17 protein-coding genes, 1 CRISPR repeat array and 1 riboswitch are annotated in these 16,475 nt (G+C 50.6%); of the genes, 7 read left to right on the plus strand and 10 right to left on the minus strand.

Annotation, left to right across the window (positions count from 1 at the left end; translation table 11 throughout):
• Positions 1 to 203 precede the first annotated feature (203 nt).
• Positions 204 to 357: riboswitch (molybdenum cofactor riboswitch) on the plus strand.
• From moaA to BN1044_RS18410, 5 genes are all read left to right on the plus strand, one after another.
• Positions 348 to 1,334 carry a GTP 3',8-cyclase MoaA gene (gene moaA / locus BN1044_RS18390; RefSeq protein WP_072309889.1) on the plus strand — a complete coding sequence of 329 codons (987 nt, stop codon included), beginning with the start codon at positions 348 to 350 and terminating at the stop codon, positions 1,332 to 1,334. (Overlaps the previous riboswitch by 10 nt.)
• Positions 1,335 to 1,370: 36 nt before the next feature.
• Complete coding sequence (moaC, locus tag BN1044_RS18395; protein WP_072309890.1) at positions 1,371 to 1,853, plus strand: cyclic pyranopterin monophosphate synthase MoaC; 483 nt, start codon at positions 1,371 to 1,373, stop codon at positions 1,851 to 1,853.
• Entirely contained in the window at positions 1,850 to 2,092 is a 243-nt protein-coding gene (moaD, locus tag BN1044_RS18400) for a molybdopterin synthase sulfur carrier subunit (protein WP_072309891.1), read from the plus strand. The genes moaC and moaD overlap by 4 nt, the downstream gene beginning before the upstream one ends.
• Positions 2,092 to 2,547 (plus strand): molybdopterin synthase catalytic subunit MoaE, encoded by a 456-nt coding sequence (gene moaE, locus BN1044_RS18405; protein WP_139130976.1) that lies wholly within the window; start codon positions 2,092 to 2,094, stop codon positions 2,545 to 2,547. The genes moaD and moaE overlap by 1 nt, the downstream gene beginning before the upstream one ends.
• A 139-nt stretch (positions 2,548 to 2,686) precedes the next feature.
• Positions 2,687 to 3,255: a CRISPR direct-repeat array (repeat unit 28 nt; unit sequence GTTCACTGCCGTACAGGCAGCTTAGAAA).
• A 150-nt stretch (positions 3,256 to 3,405) separates the two neighbouring features.
• Positions 3,406 to 3,663, plus strand: a complete 258-nt coding sequence (locus BN1044_RS18410; RefSeq protein ID WP_072309893.1) for a hypothetical protein — start codon at positions 3,406 to 3,408, stop codon at positions 3,661 to 3,663.
• A gap of 60 nt (positions 3,664 to 3,723) precedes the next feature.
• Here the strand turns inward: BN1044_RS18410 and BN1044_RS18415 are convergent, their stop codons facing one another.
• Both BN1044_RS18415 and BN1044_RS18420 read right to left on the minus strand, forming a co-directional pair.
• The gene (locus BN1044_RS18415; RefSeq protein WP_072309894.1) at positions 3,724 to 4,155 is read right to left on the minus strand and encodes a DUF3828 domain-containing protein; all 432 of its coding nucleotides are present in this window, start codon (positions 4,153 to 4,155) and stop codon (positions 3,724 to 3,726) included.
• Positions 4,155 to 4,520: a hypothetical protein gene (locus BN1044_RS18420; RefSeq protein WP_072309895.1), complete on the minus strand. Its 366-nt coding sequence runs from the start codon at positions 4,518 to 4,520 to the stop codon at positions 4,155 to 4,157. Before BN1044_RS18420 ends, BN1044_RS18415 begins: the two co-directional genes overlap by 1 nt.
• Before the next feature lie 258 nt (positions 4,521 to 4,778).
• On the opposite strand from BN1044_RS18420, the gene BN1044_RS18425 reads away from it, so the two are divergent.
• Entirely contained in the window at positions 4,779 to 5,357 is a 579-nt protein-coding gene (locus BN1044_RS18425; protein ID WP_072309896.1) for a flavodoxin family protein, read from the plus strand.
• A 261-nt stretch (positions 5,358 to 5,618) separates the two neighbouring features.
• A complete protein-coding gene (locus BN1044_RS18430; protein WP_025798019.1) occupies positions 5,619 to 6,329 on the plus strand; it encodes a Bax inhibitor-1/YccA family protein in 711 nt (236 codons plus the stop codon).
• A gap of 86 nt (positions 6,330 to 6,415) precedes the next feature.
• On the opposite strand, the gene BN1044_RS18435 is transcribed toward BN1044_RS18430, so the two are convergent.
• The 8 genes from BN1044_RS18435 to nrdA form a co-directional block, all read right to left on the minus strand.
• The gene (locus BN1044_RS18435) at positions 6,416 to 7,132 is read right to left on the minus strand and encodes an ABC transporter ATP-binding protein (protein WP_072309897.1); all 717 of its coding nucleotides are present in this window, start codon (positions 7,130 to 7,132) and stop codon (positions 6,416 to 6,418) included.
• Entirely contained in the window at positions 7,119 to 7,970 is an 852-nt protein-coding gene (locus BN1044_RS18440) for an ABC transporter ATP-binding protein (protein WP_072309898.1), read from the minus strand. Before BN1044_RS18440 ends, BN1044_RS18435 begins: the two co-directional genes overlap by 14 nt.
• Complete coding sequence (locus tag BN1044_RS18445; protein WP_072309899.1) at positions 7,963 to 8,787, minus strand: ABC transporter permease; 825 nt, start codon at positions 8,785 to 8,787, stop codon at positions 7,963 to 7,965. The genes BN1044_RS18440 and BN1044_RS18445 overlap by 8 nt, the downstream gene beginning before the upstream one ends.
• On the minus strand, positions 8,787 to 9,830 hold the full coding sequence (locus BN1044_RS18450; protein ID WP_072309900.1) for an ABC transporter permease: 1,044 nt from the start codon (positions 9,828 to 9,830) through the stop codon (positions 8,787 to 8,789). The genes BN1044_RS18445 and BN1044_RS18450 overlap by 1 nt, the downstream gene beginning before the upstream one ends.
• Before the next feature lie 36 nt (positions 9,831 to 9,866).
• Positions 9,867 to 11,465, minus strand: a complete 1,599-nt coding sequence (locus BN1044_RS18455; RefSeq protein WP_072309901.1) for an ABC transporter substrate-binding protein — start codon at positions 11,463 to 11,465, stop codon at positions 9,867 to 9,869.
• A gap of 339 nt (positions 11,466 to 11,804) precedes the next feature.
• Positions 11,805 to 12,092: a class I ribonucleotide reductase maintenance protein YfaE gene (gene yfaE / locus BN1044_RS18460; protein WP_072309909.1), complete on the minus strand. Its 288-nt coding sequence runs from the start codon at positions 12,090 to 12,092 to the stop codon at positions 11,805 to 11,807.
• Between the two features lie 58 nt (positions 12,093 to 12,150).
• The gene (gene nrdB, locus BN1044_RS18465; protein ID WP_072309902.1) at positions 12,151 to 13,281 is read right to left on the minus strand and encodes a class Ia ribonucleoside-diphosphate reductase subunit beta; all 1,131 of its coding nucleotides are present in this window, start codon (positions 13,279 to 13,281) and stop codon (positions 12,151 to 12,153) included.
• Between the two features lie 67 nt (positions 13,282 to 13,348).
• Positions 13,349 to 15,634, minus strand: coding sequence for a class 1a ribonucleoside-diphosphate reductase subunit alpha (gene nrdA / locus BN1044_RS18470; protein WP_072309903.1), 2,286 nt, complete (start codon positions 15,632 to 15,634; stop codon positions 13,349 to 13,351).
• Positions 15,635 to 16,475 lie beyond the last annotated feature (841 nt).

Consider the following 16,475-nt stretch of genomic DNA (forward strand, 5'->3'; position numbering starts at 1 on the left):
CGCCGAAAAAGGCGAAACCCAGACTTATTTGCGTGATTTATATCAAGTATAGTGGGGCGGTAACTAGTGTATTCTGCACCTAAGTTACTGACATAAAAGCGTTATGTATAAAATTATACAGCGAGATATGTTTGGTAAGCCAGAAAATAAACGCTAGAATTTAATGAATTACTCAGAGATGTGGTGTGAGCGTGCATGCTCTCATGGCGTCTGAACTCCTAGCCCTTTTGCCTAAGTTGATTAATAAACATCTGTTTCCAATCAATAGGGTGTCTGGGCCGTGGCTATAAGCCACCAGGGTACAAGGTAGAAATGCCTGTGCCTCCCGAATTGGAAAGGTGTTAACAATGCTCCAACTGACTGACGCATTTGAGCGTAAGTTTTATTACTTGCGCCTTTCGATCACAGACGTATGCAATTTTCGCTGTACGTACTGTCTGCCAGACGGCTACAAGCCGAACGGCCACGCCAACAAAAGCTTCTTATCTCTTGACGAGATCCGCCGCGTCAGCCGTGCATTTGCCGAATTGGGCACCGAGAAGGTGCGTTTAACCGGCGGTGAACCCTCCTTGCGTCGCGATTTTGTCGACATCATCTCAGCGGTACGTGAAAACCCATCGATTCGAACGCTGGCGGTCACCACCAATGGCTATCGTATGGCGCGTGATATTGCCGATTGGCGCGCTGCGGGTCTAACGGCGGTTAACGTGAGCGTGGATAGCCTCGATGCTCGCCAGTTTCACGCCATCACCGGTGAAGATAAGCTCAAGCAGGTGATGCAGGGGATTGACGCGGCATTTGATGCCGGTTTTGAAAAGGTGAAGGTAAACACCGTGCTGATGCGCGACGTTAACGACCGCAGCCTGAACGGTTTTCTTAACTGGATCAAAACCCGCCCAATTCAAATGCGCTTTATTGAGCTGATGGAAACCGGAGACGGCGGCAGTTTATTCCGCAAGCATCATGTCTCAGGCGAAGTCATCCGCGATCAATTGCTGGCCCTTGGCTGGCAGCGTCAAGAACGCTCTCGCAGCGATGGTCCTGCACAGGTTTTCAGTCATCCTGATTATCTGGGTGAAGTTGGGCTGATCATGCCTTATGAAAAAGACTTCTGCGCCAGCTGTAACCGCCTGCGAGTCTCTGCCATCGGCAATTTGCACCTGTGCCTGTTCGGTGAATCCGGCATTCCGTTGCGCGATTTACTGGCGGGTGATGAACATCTTGATGAGCTGAAAATGCGTATCCAAGGCGGTTTGCGGCATAAAAAGCAAACGCACTTCTTGCATGATGGCAACATCGGTCATACGCAGAACCTTTCCTTCATCGGCGGCTAACGTTGCCTTAACTCGTTATTAATCTAAAAGAAAACTATGAGCCAACTTACCCATATTAATGCGGCCGGTGAAGCCCACATGGTCGATGTTTCTGCCAAAGCAGAAACCGTGCGTGAAGCCCGCGCTGAAGCTTATGTTGAAATGAAACCTGAAACGCTGGCGATGATTGTTGAAGGCAAACACCATAAGGGTGATGTCTTTGCTACCGCGCGTATCGCAGGCATCCAAGCGGCAAAACGCACGTGGGAGCTGATCCCGCTTTGCCATCCGCTGTTGCTGACCAAAGTTGAGGTTCAGCTTTCTGCTGAAGTCGATACCAACCGTGTGCGTATTGAGTCTTGCTGCCGCTTAACCGGCAAAACCGGCGTGGAGATGGAAGCATTAACCGCGGCTTCGGTGGCTGCGCTGACCATTTATGACATGTGCAAAGCGGTACAAAAAGACATGGTTATCGGCCCGGTTCGCCTGCTGGCGAAAAGCGGCGGGAAGTCCGGTGATTTTAAGGCGGATGCATCATGATTAAAGTTCTATTTTTTGCTCAGGTACGTGAGCTGATTGAAACCGATGCGCTTCAGTGTGAACTCTATCCGACGGTTGAGGCGCTGCGCGCCGCGCTGGCCGAGCGTGGCGACAAATGGGCACTGGCGTTAGAGACGGGTAAGCTGCTGGCTGCTGTAAACCAAACGCTGGTGGAGTTCTCGCATCCTCTGCAAGTGGGTGATGAAGTCGCCTTCTTCCCACCGGTTACTGGGGGTTAATGATGGAAAACACCCGTATTCGCGTAGGTCTTGAGAATTTTAGCGTTGGTGACGAATACCAATGGCTATCGCAGTGCGAAGACGATGGCGCGGTGGTGACATTCACCGGCAAAGTACGCAACCACAATCTTGGCGATAACGTCAGCGCGTTAACGTTAGAGCACTATCCTGGGATGACGGAAAAAGCGTTAAATGAAATTGTGGCTGAAGCCCGTTCGCGTTGGCCTCTACAGCGTATTTCGCTGATCCATCGGATTGGCGCAATGTATCCCGGCGATGAAATTGTTTTCGTTGGGGTGACCAGCGCACATCGCAGCATGGCCTTCGATGCCGCCGAGTTCATTATGGATTACCTCAAAACCCGCGCACCGTTCTGGAAGCGAGAAGCAACAGAGCAGGGCGATCGCTGGGTTGATGCCCGCGACAGCGACCACCAAGCGGCAAAACGCTGGTAAACCCTCCCAACCCTTTTTTCTGACTCCATGCTAACTCATTGATTTTTAATTCCTCCAATGAGCAGCCAGAAAAAAGGGTTAAATTCCCCAAAATGAGCTACCGATCTGATTAATCGAACCTTTCTGCGAATATCCTACAGTTCACTGCCGTACAGGCAGCTTAGAAACATGTCTCACGAACCCACACGAGGTCGCCAACGTTCACTGCCGTACAGGCAGCTTAGAAAGTGAACGGAACGGATTATTCAACGATTTATGAGTTCACTGCCGTACAGGCAGCTTAGAAACGAACCAGTGCCTCGGCAATGTGGAACAACGCGTTCACTGCCGTACAGGCAGCTTAGAAATTTGTCGTCAATTTCCAACGACTGCATTGCTAGTTCACTGCCGTACAGGCAGCTTAGAAATCACGGAAATAATATGCTTGATTTTCTAGATGGTTCACTGCCGTACAGGCAGCTTAGAAAGTTACCACAACCACTCACGACAAATAGCGCCGGGTTCACTGCCGTACAGGCAGCTTAGAAAAAATCGGCGTAATACAAGGCGTGAAGTTTGATGTTCACTGCCGTACAGGCAGCTTAGAAATGGTATCTGGCTAGTGTTGCAGTAAATGAACAGTTCACTGCCGTACAGGCAGCTTAGAAATGTAACGATTCGAATGGTCACAGCAGCACAAGGTTCACTGCCGTACAGGCAGCTTAGAAATGAACACTGATTTGCGTCAGCGCTTTAAATGCGTTCACTGCCCTACAGGCAGCCACAAATTAGCTTCTGCTTTATTTTCACTATACTTATTTCAGCGCTGCACCTTTGTGGCAGTATTTGAGGTAACTTTCGTAGAGGTAAGGGGCTAATTTGATTTGGTTTGAGCAAGGTCTTTATTTGCGGGTTGAGGAGTTGGAGAATGGGCCACGGCCTTTGCCGCTGCGTAGCGGGTTTAGTCGTGAAATAGCCTATCGGGCGTTAGGCGTGTTTAATCCCTCAGAATCATCGGATGCTTACTACATATTATCTAACGATCGGGATGAAATATGGTTTATCTGTAATCGACACCTACGGACGGTTGCGCTTTTACCTGATACCACTGATTTTAGGCGTCCGATTACCGATTAATCATGGCCGTGGCTGTAATTTTATCTGTTTTAATTGGGATATAACTTTTTGTTAAGAACTTTAACGATACAAAAACTGCTCATTGTCACCTTGTACCCGAGTTATTTTCCAACCGTCCTGCCAGACGAGCCAGAGAATGAGGTGTTGCTGGATATCATTAGCTGCGCCTAATGTTACCTCGACGGTTATACCGCCGATGGCTGGCGTTGGGGCTGAAACAGCGATATGAGTTGACCATGAGCTGCCAATATCTTGTGACTGGGTAAAATAGTCCGCATCCAGCGTATCTGGCTCCGGCTCCTTGGCTATTTTTTGTAATTGGTCAAAAGTTTGTTTTTCCAGATAAGGCTGCAATGATACTGAGCCATCAAAGGTATTCGGTGTATTGAGGTAAAAATGATAAAAATTAGCAACTTGTTCCGCTGGGTTTTTATTTGAAGATGTGCATCCCGTCAGTAATGTTATTGTCAGTAATAATAGAATTTTTATCATCAGCGGTTATACCTATAAAGTTTGTAGGGCGGATGATTATTACGATAGCCGGAGCCTGGGTAGAGGTCATGCTGCTTGAAGTCTGAAACCCATCCTCTTCCATTAAACATGGCCATATGACCGGATGAGTTTCCACCGATATAGGGTTGGATAACAACAATATCACCATATTCTGGTTCGCTTCCTGTGACATCGACAAATCCAGCATAGGTCAGTGAGTCACCATAGTCTTTCGCATCTAGATGATGATTAAGCCGGATACCTCCAGCTTCAATAGCTTCACGTGTGTATTCCGCACATCTATGCTGGCTGTGCGAGCCCGCATGGCTATTTAGATAAATAACGGAACGATCCTTATCCCACATATATATGCTCTCCGTAAAACTTACGTCTTAGTTGAATAGTACAAACTTTACTACGAGAGCATTAATTCTAATATCCGCATGAAAAATAACAATTATCTAAAACTAATGATATTTTCGAAAATAATAAAATTCAGTGATGGGTCGGATTTTTCCTTTTGCGATGTGACATTACGTCATCTCCCTAGACGCCATCCTATTCCCGACGTATAAATATTCTCAGGCGTATAACGAATTAACCAACGTGTGAGGAGTTATTTTATGACAGCATTAGCCGTGGTTTTTCATAGTGGATACGGGCATACCGCCAAAGCCGCAGAGGCGGTAGCTGCGGGTGCGCAGCAGGTAGAGGGGGTAACCGTTGACGTTTTAGCTATCGACAGCGAAGGCAATTTGCCGGAAGGGGGATGGCATCTGTTAGCGCAGGCCGACGCGATTATTTTTGGTAGCCCAACCTACATGGGCGGGCCGTCTTGGCAGTTTAAGAAATTTGCAGATTCCTCTTCGAAGCCTTGGTTTAGCCAAGAGTGGAAAGATAAAGTTTTTGCTGGGTTCACTAACTCAGCCAGCATGAACGGCGACAAACTCGGCACGCTCGATTATATGTTCCATCTCTCACAGCAGCATGGCGGCTTGTGGGTCGGGATGGGCATGTTGCCATCCAATACCAAAGCGGCAAACCGCAATGATGTGAACTATATTGCCGGTTTTTCAGGGCTAATGACGGTATCGCCTTCCGATGCCTCGCCGGATGAAGCGCCGCTGCCGGGCGATTTGGAAACCGCGCGCAAGTTCGGTGAGCGAGTGGCGAATGTAACCAAACGCTGGTCAGGCGTTTAACGTATATACCCGTCATACTTCAAGCTGCTTATCGTTGGCTGCATTCAAGCAACTCGAATGATTTTGGGTATAAATTGCCGCCGTGCTTAACTGCACGGTGGGTTAAAAACGCCACATAAGTAACTATTGCTTAAATCTGAAATATATCGGCACACTCAGCCCGCAGCAAAAAGACGGTTCTGTGGTAGGCTTATTAAGAGAACTGTCTGGTTGTTTTACCAATACAGATAATATTGTCATTTTTAGCTAAAGGTGATCTTCATGGATCGATATCCTCGTGATAATGGCTCGATCGTAGAGCGCGCAAATTCGGGCCTACAGGCATATATGGCGCAAGTGTATGGCTGGATGACATGTGGGTTGTTGCTCACGTCCATCGTGGCGTGGTACGCCGCGCATACGCCAGCCGTGCTGAATTTTATTTTCTCCAGCAAAATTACCTTTTTCGGTTTAATCATTGTGCAGTTGGGGTTGGTGTTTGTGCTGTCAGGTATGGTGCAGAAACTGAGCGCCGCCGCCGCAACATCGCTGTTTATGCTCTATTCGGCACTTACCGGATTAACGCTAGCGAGTATTTTTATCGTCTATACCTATTCGTCTATCGCGAGCACTTTCGTGGTTACAGCCGGTATGTTCGGGGCAATGAGCCTTTACGGTTACACCACCAAGCGTGATTTGAGCGGCATTGGCTCGATGATGTTTATGGGGCTGATCGGCATCATTCTGGCGTCGCTGGTGAATATCTGGCTGAAAAGCCCAGCGCTGACGTGGGTGATTACCTATGCGGGCGTGATTATCTTCGTGGGTTTGACCGCGTATGACACTCAGAAGCTGAAAGCTATGGGTGAGCAGCTGAATCCTGAAGATAAAGATAACTTCCGCAAGTACTCGATTCTGGGCGCGTTAACCCTGTATCTTGACTTCATTAACCTGTTCTTGATGCTGCTGCGTATTTTCGGCAACCGTCGCTAATCGCTGATTTACGCTACTGATTCAATCGGTTATTAAAGCCCCCTGAGCCTTTATCTGCTCAGGGGGCTTTTTCATAACAATCGACCTCAGTCGAAACGATGTTCACCGCGCGCTAACGCCGCGCGATCAAACTCCCGCATAATTCTTCCATCCTCCATCAGCGCCGCGCGCTGTGACATATGTGCAATCACGTCGGCGTCGTGGCTGACGAGCAGATAGGTCATGGAATGCAGCCGCTTTAGCTCGTTAAGCAGATTAAGAATTTCAGCCTGAACCGACATATCGAGCGCAGAGGTGGGCTCATCGAGCAGTAAGATTTTAGGCCGCAGCAGCAGGGCGCGGGCGATAGCGACGCGTTGGCGTTGCCCTCCCGAAATTTGGTGAGGAAAGCGCTGCGCTGCATCGGCGGGAAGCCCGACTTGCTGCAGTGCTTCTGCCACCCGTTGCTCTACGTTAGCTTCGCGATGAATTTGCAGCGGCTCTGCTAAAGAACGATACAAACGATGCTGAGGATGCAGCGAGGCATAGGGATCTTGAAACACCATCTGCACATTGCGGCGAATTTCTCCGCTGAGCCGTTTTTGTGGGCGTAGGGGAGAGCCTAATAAATCAATCTGCCCCTGCCACTCACGCTGTAAACCGGCGATGACGCGCAGGATAGTCGATTTCCCACAGCCTGATGCGCCGATTAGGCTAAAGGTTTCCCCCTCATTGACCTGAAAATGCGCCGACTGCACCACGTGTTTGCGCTGTCGTCCGTCAGAAAAACTGACGTGCAAATCTTGAATGTTAATCAGCGGCACGAGGTTCTCCTTCAAAAGCGCGTGAGCGATCCAGAACCGGTAGCAGGGAACCGTAGGTTTGGGCATTCGGTCGACAGGTCCAGAGCGTTCGGGTGTAAGGATGTGTAGCCTGCGGTAGCTCAGCCGCCCGCAGTTCATCAACGCACTGCCCTTGATACATCACCATCACGCGGTCGCAGTGTTCGGCCACCAACGGCAGATCGTGGCTAATCAGCAATAACCCCATTTGGCGCTGTTCGCACTGTTCCACCAAAAGAGAAAGTATTTGATGGCGCAGTCGAGCATCCAGCGCAGAGGTGGGTTCATCAGCGATCAGCACCTTTGGATTGTTGATCAGCGCAATGGCAATCATGGCGCGCTGCCCCAGCCCGCCAGATAGCTCGCCCGGATAGCGTTTCAGACTATGCGCTGGCAGCCCGACCGATTCAGCGGTGCGCATTATCAGCTCATCACGTTGACGACGTGATAGGCGCTGATGCAGCGTAAGCGCCTCTTCAATTTGGCGATAAATGGTATGCACCGGATTGAGCGCGTAGCGAGGATCTTGCAGCACCATAGCGATGCTATTGCCGCGCAGCGCAGACCATTGTTTGGGCTTTAGTTCCAATAAATTCTGCTGCTCGAAACGTAGCGTCGTAGCGCTAATTTTGCCCGGCTGACGAATTAGCCCCATCAGCGCGCGAGCGGTCATTGATTTGCCGGAGCCGGATTCTCCCACTAAGGCTAAACGCTCATGGCCTAAGGAAAAATTTAGCTGATTGACGACGCACGCCTGACCAAAGTGAACCGATAAATCTACCGCTTCAATCAGCGAATGGTTTTGCGAAATGTCAGTCATGATCGGACTCCAAAATATCACGCAGGCCATCGCCCAGCAGATTGAACGCTAAACTGCTGAGCAGAATCGCAGCGCCGGGAATGGCGGCAATCCACCACTGATCGAAGATCACCTGCATGCCGTCGGCGATCATCGCGCCCCATTCAGCCATCGGCGGGCGAGCGCCTAAGCCCAAGAAGCCCAAGCCCGCAGCCGCCAGAATAATACCGGCTAAATCCAGCGCCAAACGCACGATGGCGGAAGGCAAGCAGAGTGGCAAAATATGTCCCCACATCAGCCTGAAACCACGAATGCCCAGCATTTCTGCGGCGCTGAGATAATCGCTGTTTCTGAGCTTTTGAATTTCAGTTCGAGCCTGACGGGCATAGGCGGGCCACGTGGTGAGCGCCAGCGCCAGTGCGCCATTGATAAGCCCAGGCCCCAGCATCGCGACAAAGGCAAAGGCTAAAATTAAGCGCGGCATCGACATAACAACATCGGTAAATCGCATCAGCACGCGTTCTGTCCAACCGCCGTAATAGCCGGATAAAATCCCGATCAGCAGGCCGAGCGGAAGCGTGATCGCGGTTACCAGTAGCACCATACCTAACATCGGGCGGGTGCCATACAGCAGCCGCGCCAACATGTCTCGCCCATAGGCGTCAGTGCCGAGCCAATGCCCCGGTTCGGGCGGCAGCAGCCGCGCCGCTGCGTTTTGCCAATTGGGATCTTGCCCGGCTAACCACGGCGCAAAAATGGCGCAGAGCATCAGCAGCAGGATAATCACCAATCCACAGCAGGCCGCCGGTGAACGGAGAATTTTTCTTAATAGATTCATTAGTGCACCCTCGGATCGGTGAGACGTACCAACAGATCCGTCAGGTTATTAATCAACACGAAACACACGCCAATGACTAGCGTACCGCCCATCACCGCCGTGGTGTCACCGGCAAACAGCGCGGTAGTGAGGTAACGCCCAATGCCCGGCCATGAGAATACGGTTTCGGTGAGAACCGCACCTTCCAGCATGCCGGTATAGGCCAGCGCAATCACGGTGAATAACGTTCCGCGAATATTGGGCAACACGTGGCGTATCAGAATGGTGGTTTCGCTCGCGCCTTTGGCGCGTGCAAGCGTGACGTACTCTTTATTCATTTCACCCAGACACGCCGAGCGTGTGAGTCGCGTGATGCTGGCCATCGAAAAATAGGCCAACAGCAAAACCGGGAGCGTCAGGTGATTAATGGCGTTGAGAAACGCGCCGCTGTCACCGGAGAGCAGAGTGTCGATGAGCACAAAACCAGTTTTGGCCTCAACGCTGTATTGATAAATATCGTCCAGTCTTCCCGGCCCAGCGCTCCACTGCAAACGCGCATAGAACAGCAGCAGCATCAGCAGGCCAAGCCAGAAGATAGGCACCGAATTGCCGAGCAGGGTAAGAGTGCGGATGGTTAAATCCCACGCCGTTCCGACATAACGCGCGCACAGCACGCCCAGCAAAACGCCGAGTGTGGCGCCGATAATGAGCGCTAACGTGGCTAACTCCAGCGTGGCAGGAAATACTGTGAGTAAATCCTGTAGCACCGGTTGGCCGGTTGCGCTGGCGGTGCCCAGATCGCCGTGCCCAAGCTGGATCAGATAGTGCCAGAACTGCACCGGCAGCGGCTGATCTAGCCCTAACTGGTGACGAACCTGATTGTAGGTGGAGACGCTGGCATGATCGCCAACGATTTGTAATACGCGATCGACGGGAGAGAGCGCGGAAAGCAAAAACGTAATCAGCAGCAGCCCGAAAAGCGTTAATGCGAGCGTAAGCAGACCCTGCAACAGGGTCTGTAAATGACGCCGGAAATTATTTTCCGGCGTGAAGTCAGCAGCCATAGTTTCTCCGCTTAAGGTGGATAAAAAGCGGAAGAATTACTTGGTTACGCGATCGTAATAAACCATATCGGCGTTCAGACCTTGCTGATAGCCCTTCACGTTGTCGCGCAGCACAACCTGAGTTTTGGCCTGATCGATAAACACATACGGTGAGCTACGCTGTAGCTCTTGCTGCATTTTAGTATACCTATCCAAACGTTTGGCGCTGTCGGCCTCGGCAACGGCGGCGAGCGTTTGCTGGCTTAGCTCAGGGATTTTCCAGCCGTTTAGCCACGCGACGGTGCTGCCTTTGTTATCGTTGTAGGCAAAGGCGCTGGCGTTGGAATGCGCATCGAAATAGTCCGGCAGCCACATGCGGATCGCGGCCTGATGCTGGCGCGCACGCACGCGTGCATAAACCTGACTTCCTGCCGCAGGCAGCAGATCCACTTTCACGCCGCCTTGCGCGAAGCTGGCCTGAATGGATTGAGCCACGGTGATAAACGGCGCTTTGTTTTCGACATCCAGCGTGAAGGCGGCATTTTTGATCCCGGCTTTCTCGAGAATGGCTTTGGCCTTGGCAGGATCGAAGTTAAACGGATTGTTCTCCAGCGCGCCGTTAAAACCGACCGGCAGGAAACTCTGATGCACAAAGTATTGGCCTTTGAGTAAGTCCTGCGTGATGCCTTTGTAATCAACCAGATAGCGCGCCGCTTCCCACAGCGCAGGATTTGCCAGCAATGGATTCGCGGTATTGCCGGTGTTAAATGCTAAATAATTTTGCTCGGCCGAAGGAATGCTCATCACGTTAATACCGGCCTGATTCTGCAACGCCGAGGTTTGGTCAGCGCCAAGCCCACGGGCAATATCGGCATCACCTTGCTGGATCAGCAAACGGCGAGACGCCGGATCGGGCACGTTTTTAATAATGATATTGGCGATTTTAGGTGCGTCGTTTGACAGCGGGTTGGCATCCAAAACGATGGCCTGATGCGGCTGATAAACGCGCATTTTGAACGGCCCACTTCCGGCTGAGTGCATTTTGAGCCACTCATTACCAAAATCGTCTTTTTTGATATTCGGCGTAACGGTTTTTTCATCGACGATGGAGGCAATCGGCGTTGAGAGAATGTTCAGCGCCACATCGGGGCTGACGTTGGCGGTCCACCTGAGCTGCAGCGTATGGTCGTCAATTTTCTTCAGATGGCCAGCGACGTTATCCGCTTCCCAGCCTAATACGTTCAAAATGAACGCCGGCGATTTATTGAGGGTCACGGCTCGGGTGTACGAGAAGATAACGTCTTCAGGGCGCACAGGGTTACCGGAAGAGAATTTGGCCTCGGGGCGCAGTTTAACGGTGAGTGTTTTATTGGCTGCGTCGCCTTGCCAGCTCTCGGCTAACACAGCATCAATTTTGGCTGGGTTATCGCGATTGGCTTGGATCAGGCGCTGATAGAGACTCGGCACCGTTTGAATACTGGAAAGCTCGTTGCTTTCGGCTGGATCGAGGCTGGCAATATCATCCAGCGTTTGCACCACGACCAGTGTTTTCGGTGGCGTCGCCGCCCATGCGTTGGCGCTTAACGTTCCGGCGGAAAGGGAGGCCAAAATCAGCATAGGTAGCAGTTTGGCTTTCGTTGTTATTGTATTTGGCATTGTTGAACAGCTCCGTGATAAGACTCGATTCGAATTACTTGGGGAATATAAATGGCTGACACCACACTAAAAAAGCGCAGCTAAGCATGCAAAGTCCGATAAGGAGTTTGCTAGAACCAAATAATCTATGAACAGTCGCTGATTATTTATAAATCGGCTGCCAGCACACGTCTGAGCCAAACCGAGTCCTTATCACATAAAAAGCTAGCTACATCATACAATTGATTGTGCGGTGTTTGAAATAAACATGTAAAAATGTGGGAGCAAGGACAGGTTTTTGTGGGCGTTATCAGTGTGATAGGGGAAGGAATTGCAGATAAAAAATCGCGGTGGAAGCGATTAAAGCTCCACCTCGATGTCTCCGTCTGGATGGCAACAACAAGGCAAAATTTCACCCTCGTTGATGAAAGCCAGCGGCTGTTGGCGATAAACCACGCGGCCCTTGGTCATTTTGCAACGACAGGATCCGCAATAGCCTGAACGGCACTGGTATTCCACCTGCACATTATGATGCTCAAGGGCTTCAAGCAGCGAGGTTTTGCCGTGCGTGAACGCAAGCTTAGTGCCAGAAAGGGCGAGTGTGATGCTGGACGTAAACGGCTCAACGCTGGCATTTTCAGCCTCGATGCTAGCGGCATCGTCGGCCGCCAGCGTCGAGTCTTGGTAAGGTGAAAAGCTCAAGGGATTACAGCTCGAAGTCGCTCAGGTCATCAGCGTTGACTTCAGAGTCAATCTGACCAACCAGATAAGAACTCACTTCCACTTCCTGCGGTGCCACTTGAACGTTATCAGACACCAGCCAAGCATTGATCCAAGGAATTGGGTTAGAGCGCGTTTGGAACGGCAGCCCCAAGCCAACGGCCTGCATGCGGATATTGGTGATGTATTCAACGTATTGGCACAGGATATCTTTGTTCAAGCCAATCATAGAGCCATCGCGGAACAGATACTCTGCCCACTCTTTTTCCTGCTGCGCAGCGAGAACAAACAGGTCATAGCATTGCTGCTCGCACTCAACGGCAATTTCGGCCATTTCAGGATCGTCCTGACCTGAACGCATCAGATTCAGAATATGCTGGGTGCCGGTTAGGTGTAAGGCTTCATCGCGGGCAATCAGTTTGATGATTTTAGCGTTACCTTCCATCAGCTCGCGTTCGGCAAAGGCGAAAGAGCAGGCGAAGCTGACGTAGAAGCGAATGGCTTCCAGCGCGTTGACGCTCATCAGGCACAGATAAAGCTGCTTTTTGAGGTCGCGCAGGTTGACGTTGACGGTTTTACCGTTGACGGTATGAGTGCCTTCGCCCAGCAGATGCCAGTAACCGGTCATCTCAATTAAATCATCGTAGTAGCCGGAAATGTCTTTCGCACGCTTGAGGATTTCTTCGTTGGTGACGATATCGTCAAACACCACCGCCGGATCGTTAACGATATTACGAATAATATGCGTGTAAGAGCGTGAGTGAATGGTTTCGGAGAACGACCAAGTTTCGACCCAGGTTTCAAGCTCTGGGATAGAGATCAGCGGCAACAGCGCGACGTTCGGGCTGCGTCCCTGAATCGAATCCAGCAGGGTTTGATATTTCAGGTTGCTGATAAAAATGTGTTTTTCATGGTCTGGCAGCGCTTGATAGTCGATACGGTCGCGAGACACGTCAACTTCTTCGGGGCGCCAGAAGAAAGAGAGCTGTTTTTCGATCAGCTTTTCAAAAATTTCATGCTTTTGCTGGTCGTAACGCGCCACGTTAACCGGCTGACCGAAGAACATGGGTTCGAGTAACTGATCGTTTTTGTTTTGCGAGAATGTGGTATATGCCATAAAACTATAATCCTACCGTTTAGGATAAAACCGCCGATGGATATCGGCGGTTTCGTGCTGGTCTTGGTTAAATCTTGCAAGCACCGCTTTCGCAACCGTCGTCTTCTGCAACGGCCTGCAAATCGTCTTGCACATCTTCTGCGCCATCACGGGTGTTTTGATAATACAGGGTCTTAGCCCCAAATTTGTAAGCCGTCAGCAAGTCTTTTAACAGCTGCTTCATCGGAACCTTCCCTGATGGGAAGCGAGACGGATCGTAGTTGGTATTGGCGGAAATCGACTGATCGATAAATTTCTGCATCACACCGACTAACTGCAAATAGCCATCGTTGTTGGGCATTTCCCACAGCAGCTCATAAGCATTTTTCAGGCGCTCATACTCTGGCACCACTTGACGCAGGATACCGTCTTTTGACGCTTTGATGCTGATGTGGCCACGCGGTGGCTCAATGCCGTTGGTCGCGTTAGAAATCTGCGAAGAGGTTTCAGACGGCATCAGCGCAGACAGCGTGGAGTTACGCAGGCCGTGCTGTTTGATCTCGCGACGTAGCGTTTCCCAGTCATAGTGCAGCGGCTCGTTGCAAATCGTATCCAAATCTTTCTTATAGGTGTCGATTGGCAGCACGCCCTGTGCGTAGGTGGTTTCATTGAACCACGGGCACGCGCCTTGCTCTTTCGCCAGCTCGTTAGACGCTTTCAGCAGGTAATACTGAATGGCTTCAAACGTTTTATGGGTCAAATTGTTCGCACTGCCGTCGGAGTAACGCACGCCGTTTTTCGCCAGATAATAGGCATAGTTAATCACGCCGATACCCAGAGTACGACGTCCCATCGCACCGCGCTTAGCCGCCAGAATTGGGTAGTCCTGATAGTCTAACAGGGCATCAAGGGCACGAACGGCTAACACCGCCAGCTCTTCTAAATCGTCCAACGATTCAATAACGCCGAGGTTAAACGCCGACAGCGTACACAGCGCAATTTCGCCGTTCTCGTCGTTGACGTCGCTCAGCGGTTTGGTTGGCAGGGCGATTTCCAGACATAGGTTGGACTGACGCACCGGTGCGATAGCCGGATCAAACGGGCTATGGGTGTTGCAATGGTCAACGTGCTGGATATAGATACGACCCGTTGAGGCGCGCTCTTGCATCATCAGCGAGAACAGTTCTACCGCTTTGACTTTTTGCTTGCGGATGCTGTCGTCGGCTTCGTACTGCATATACAGGCGTTCGAACTCGTCCTGATCGGCAAAGAAAGCATCGTACAGGCCTGGAACGTCTGACGGGCTAAACAGCGTAATGTCGCCGCCTTTGATCAAGCGCTGGTACATCAGGCGGTTCAACTGCACGCCGTAATCCATATGGCGAACGCGGTTACCTTCAACGCCACGGTTGTTTTTCAGCACCAGCAGGCTTTCAACTTCCAAATGCCACAAAGGATAGAACAACGTTGCAGCGCCACCGCGCACGCCGCCCTGAGAGCAGGATTTGACCGCGGTCTGGAAGTGCTTATAGAACGGAATGCAGCCGGTGTGGAAAGCTTCACCGCCGCGAATTGGGCTACCTAACGCACGAATACGACCGGCGTTAATGCCGATGCCAGCACGCTGGGAGACATATTTCACGATAGCGCTGGACGTGGCGTTGATCGAGTCCAAGCTGTCGCCGCACTCGATCAGTACGCAAGAGCTGAACTGGCGGGTAGGGGTGCGCACGCCCGCCATGATTGGCGTAGGCAGTGAAATTTTGAACGTTGATACCGCGTCATAGAAGCGTTTTACATAGCTCAGACGGGTTTCACGCGGGTAGTTAGAGAACAGACAGGCCGCGACCAAGATGTACAAGAACTGGGCGCTTTCGTAGATTTCGCCGGAAACGCGGTTCTGAACCAGATACTTCCCTTCCAGCTGCTTAACCGCGGCGTAAGAGAAATTCATGTCGCGCCAATGGTCAATGAACTCGTCCATCTGGGCAAACTCTTCTGCGGTGTAATCTTCCAGCAGGTGTTTGTCATATTTGCCCATTTCGACCAGTTTAACTACGTGGTCGTGCAATTTAGGTGGTTCAAACTGACCATAGGCTTTTTTACGCAGGTGGAAAATAGCCAAGCGCGCAGCCAGATATTGGTAGTCTGGAGCGTCACGGGAGATCAGGTCTGCGGCGGCCTTGATGATGGTTTCGTGAATATCCGCGGTGCGGATCCCATCATAAAACTGGATGTGAGAACGCAATTCCACCTGAGAAACTGAGACATTACTCAAGCCTTCAGCAGCCCAGTCGAGTACGCGGTGGATTTTATCAAGATTGATACGTTCTTTGCTTCCGTCACGCTTAGTGACCAGCAGACTTTGATTCATAGGGCTATTTACCTGTCCGTGTGCTTTCTCATGTTCAAGCCGTCATCGTGTTTATTAAAAACCATGCGCGTTAAATCAATGCAAAATCATTGTTGCATTAATTTGACGTGTAGTGTCGATTTCGTGCTGTGAACACAAGATGTGGTGTATTAATCAAGGAGTGATAACAAGATAGTGTTCTTAGCTCAGTTTTGCAAGTGAACAAAACAGGGCTAAATTGTGGATAACTTGGGGGTGAATTGTTAAGTCTGGCGCTAACGTACCGTCATTACTGGCGGCAGCGGTTGAGAGGTGAGGGGGATAAGATTCCACTTAAAAATAAAATAAATTGATCGATTGCTGGTTTCTTATTCGGAGTGAAAAAGTCAAATATTGATCGTGGATTTGTGAGGTGAATGTTTGTTCGTTTTTCGATTGGATTATGAGACTTGTGTGTAAATATTTTAGAGTTCGTATTGTCAGTTGTATATGTTGCTATCGTTGAAGCTTTCGTACGCCAATCAGCATATTTGTTTCCATGAAACCGCTGACGTAGGCGTCCGATGAGAGTCCCGTTGCGCGGGGACTCTCAACTCGCGCGCTTTTTACCGTGTCGTTTGGCCGACCGGTCTCAGAGCGCACGTCCTGTGCGCCCTCGACCTGCCACCAGCATCCCTGCTGGCGGCTCTAAAATGCATTCCATCTAACACGGAAAAGACAAAAGATACTTTAGTCTGTCTTCTTGTCTTCTTATCTTTTAATTGTTTAAGCCTTGGTAGGGAGAGCCACCGGTACAGGGATGTACCGGTGGAGTTTGGTATTGACAGGCGGGCGGAATATTACACAAAGGTGTCATAAACAA

Source organism: Hafnia alvei, assembly GCF_900095695.1.
GTDB lineage: Bacteria > Pseudomonadota > Gammaproteobacteria > Enterobacterales > Enterobacteriaceae > Hafnia > Hafnia alvei_B.

What these genes read in the sequence shown, in the direction of transcription:
- nrdB (WP_072309902.1), bottom strand. Translation starts at nt 13,281, where the DNA reads ATGGCATATACCACATTCTCGCAAAACAAAAACGATCAGTTACTCGAA.
- BN1044_RS18455 (WP_072309901.1), bottom strand. Translation starts at nt 11,465, where the DNA reads ATGCCAAATACAATAACAACGAAAGCCAAACTGCTACCTATGCTGATT.
- moaA (WP_072309889.1), top strand. Translation starts at nt 348, where the DNA reads ATGCTCCAACTGACTGACGCATTTGAGCGTAAGTTTTATTACTTGCGC.
- BN1044_RS18450 (WP_072309900.1), bottom strand. Translation starts at nt 9,830, where the DNA reads ATGGCTGCTGACTTCACGCCGGAAAATAATTTCCGGCGTCATTTACAG.
- BN1044_RS18430 (WP_025798019.1), top strand. Translation starts at nt 5,619, where the DNA reads ATGGATCGATATCCTCGTGATAATGGCTCGATCGTAGAGCGCGCAAAT.
- nrdA (WP_072309903.1), bottom strand. Translation starts at nt 15,634, where the DNA reads ATGAATCAAAGTCTGCTGGTCACTAAGCGTGACGGAAGCAAAGAACGT.
- BN1044_RS18420 (WP_072309895.1), bottom strand. Translation starts at nt 4,520, where the DNA reads ATGTGGGATAAGGATCGTTCCGTTATTTATCTAAATAGCCATGCGGGC.
- BN1044_RS18415 (WP_072309894.1), bottom strand. Translation starts at nt 4,155, where the DNA reads ATGATAAAAATTCTATTATTACTGACAATAACATTACTGACGGGATGC.
- moaC (WP_072309890.1), top strand. Translation starts at nt 1,371, where the DNA reads ATGAGCCAACTTACCCATATTAATGCGGCCGGTGAAGCCCACATGGTC.
- moaD (WP_072309891.1), top strand. Translation starts at nt 1,850, where the DNA reads ATGATTAAAGTTCTATTTTTTGCTCAGGTACGTGAGCTGATTGAAACC.
- BN1044_RS18425 (WP_072309896.1), top strand. Translation starts at nt 4,779, where the DNA reads ATGACAGCATTAGCCGTGGTTTTTCATAGTGGATACGGGCATACCGCC.
- BN1044_RS18440 (WP_072309898.1), bottom strand. Translation starts at nt 7,970, where the DNA reads ATGACTGACATTTCGCAAAACCATTCGCTGATTGAAGCGGTAGATTTA.
- BN1044_RS18445 (WP_072309899.1), bottom strand. Translation starts at nt 8,787, where the DNA reads ATGAATCTATTAAGAAAAATTCTCCGTTCACCGGCGGCCTGCTGTGGA.
- moaE (WP_139130976.1), top strand. Translation starts at nt 2,092, where the DNA reads ATGATGGAAAACACCCGTATTCGCGTAGGTCTTGAGAATTTTAGCGTT.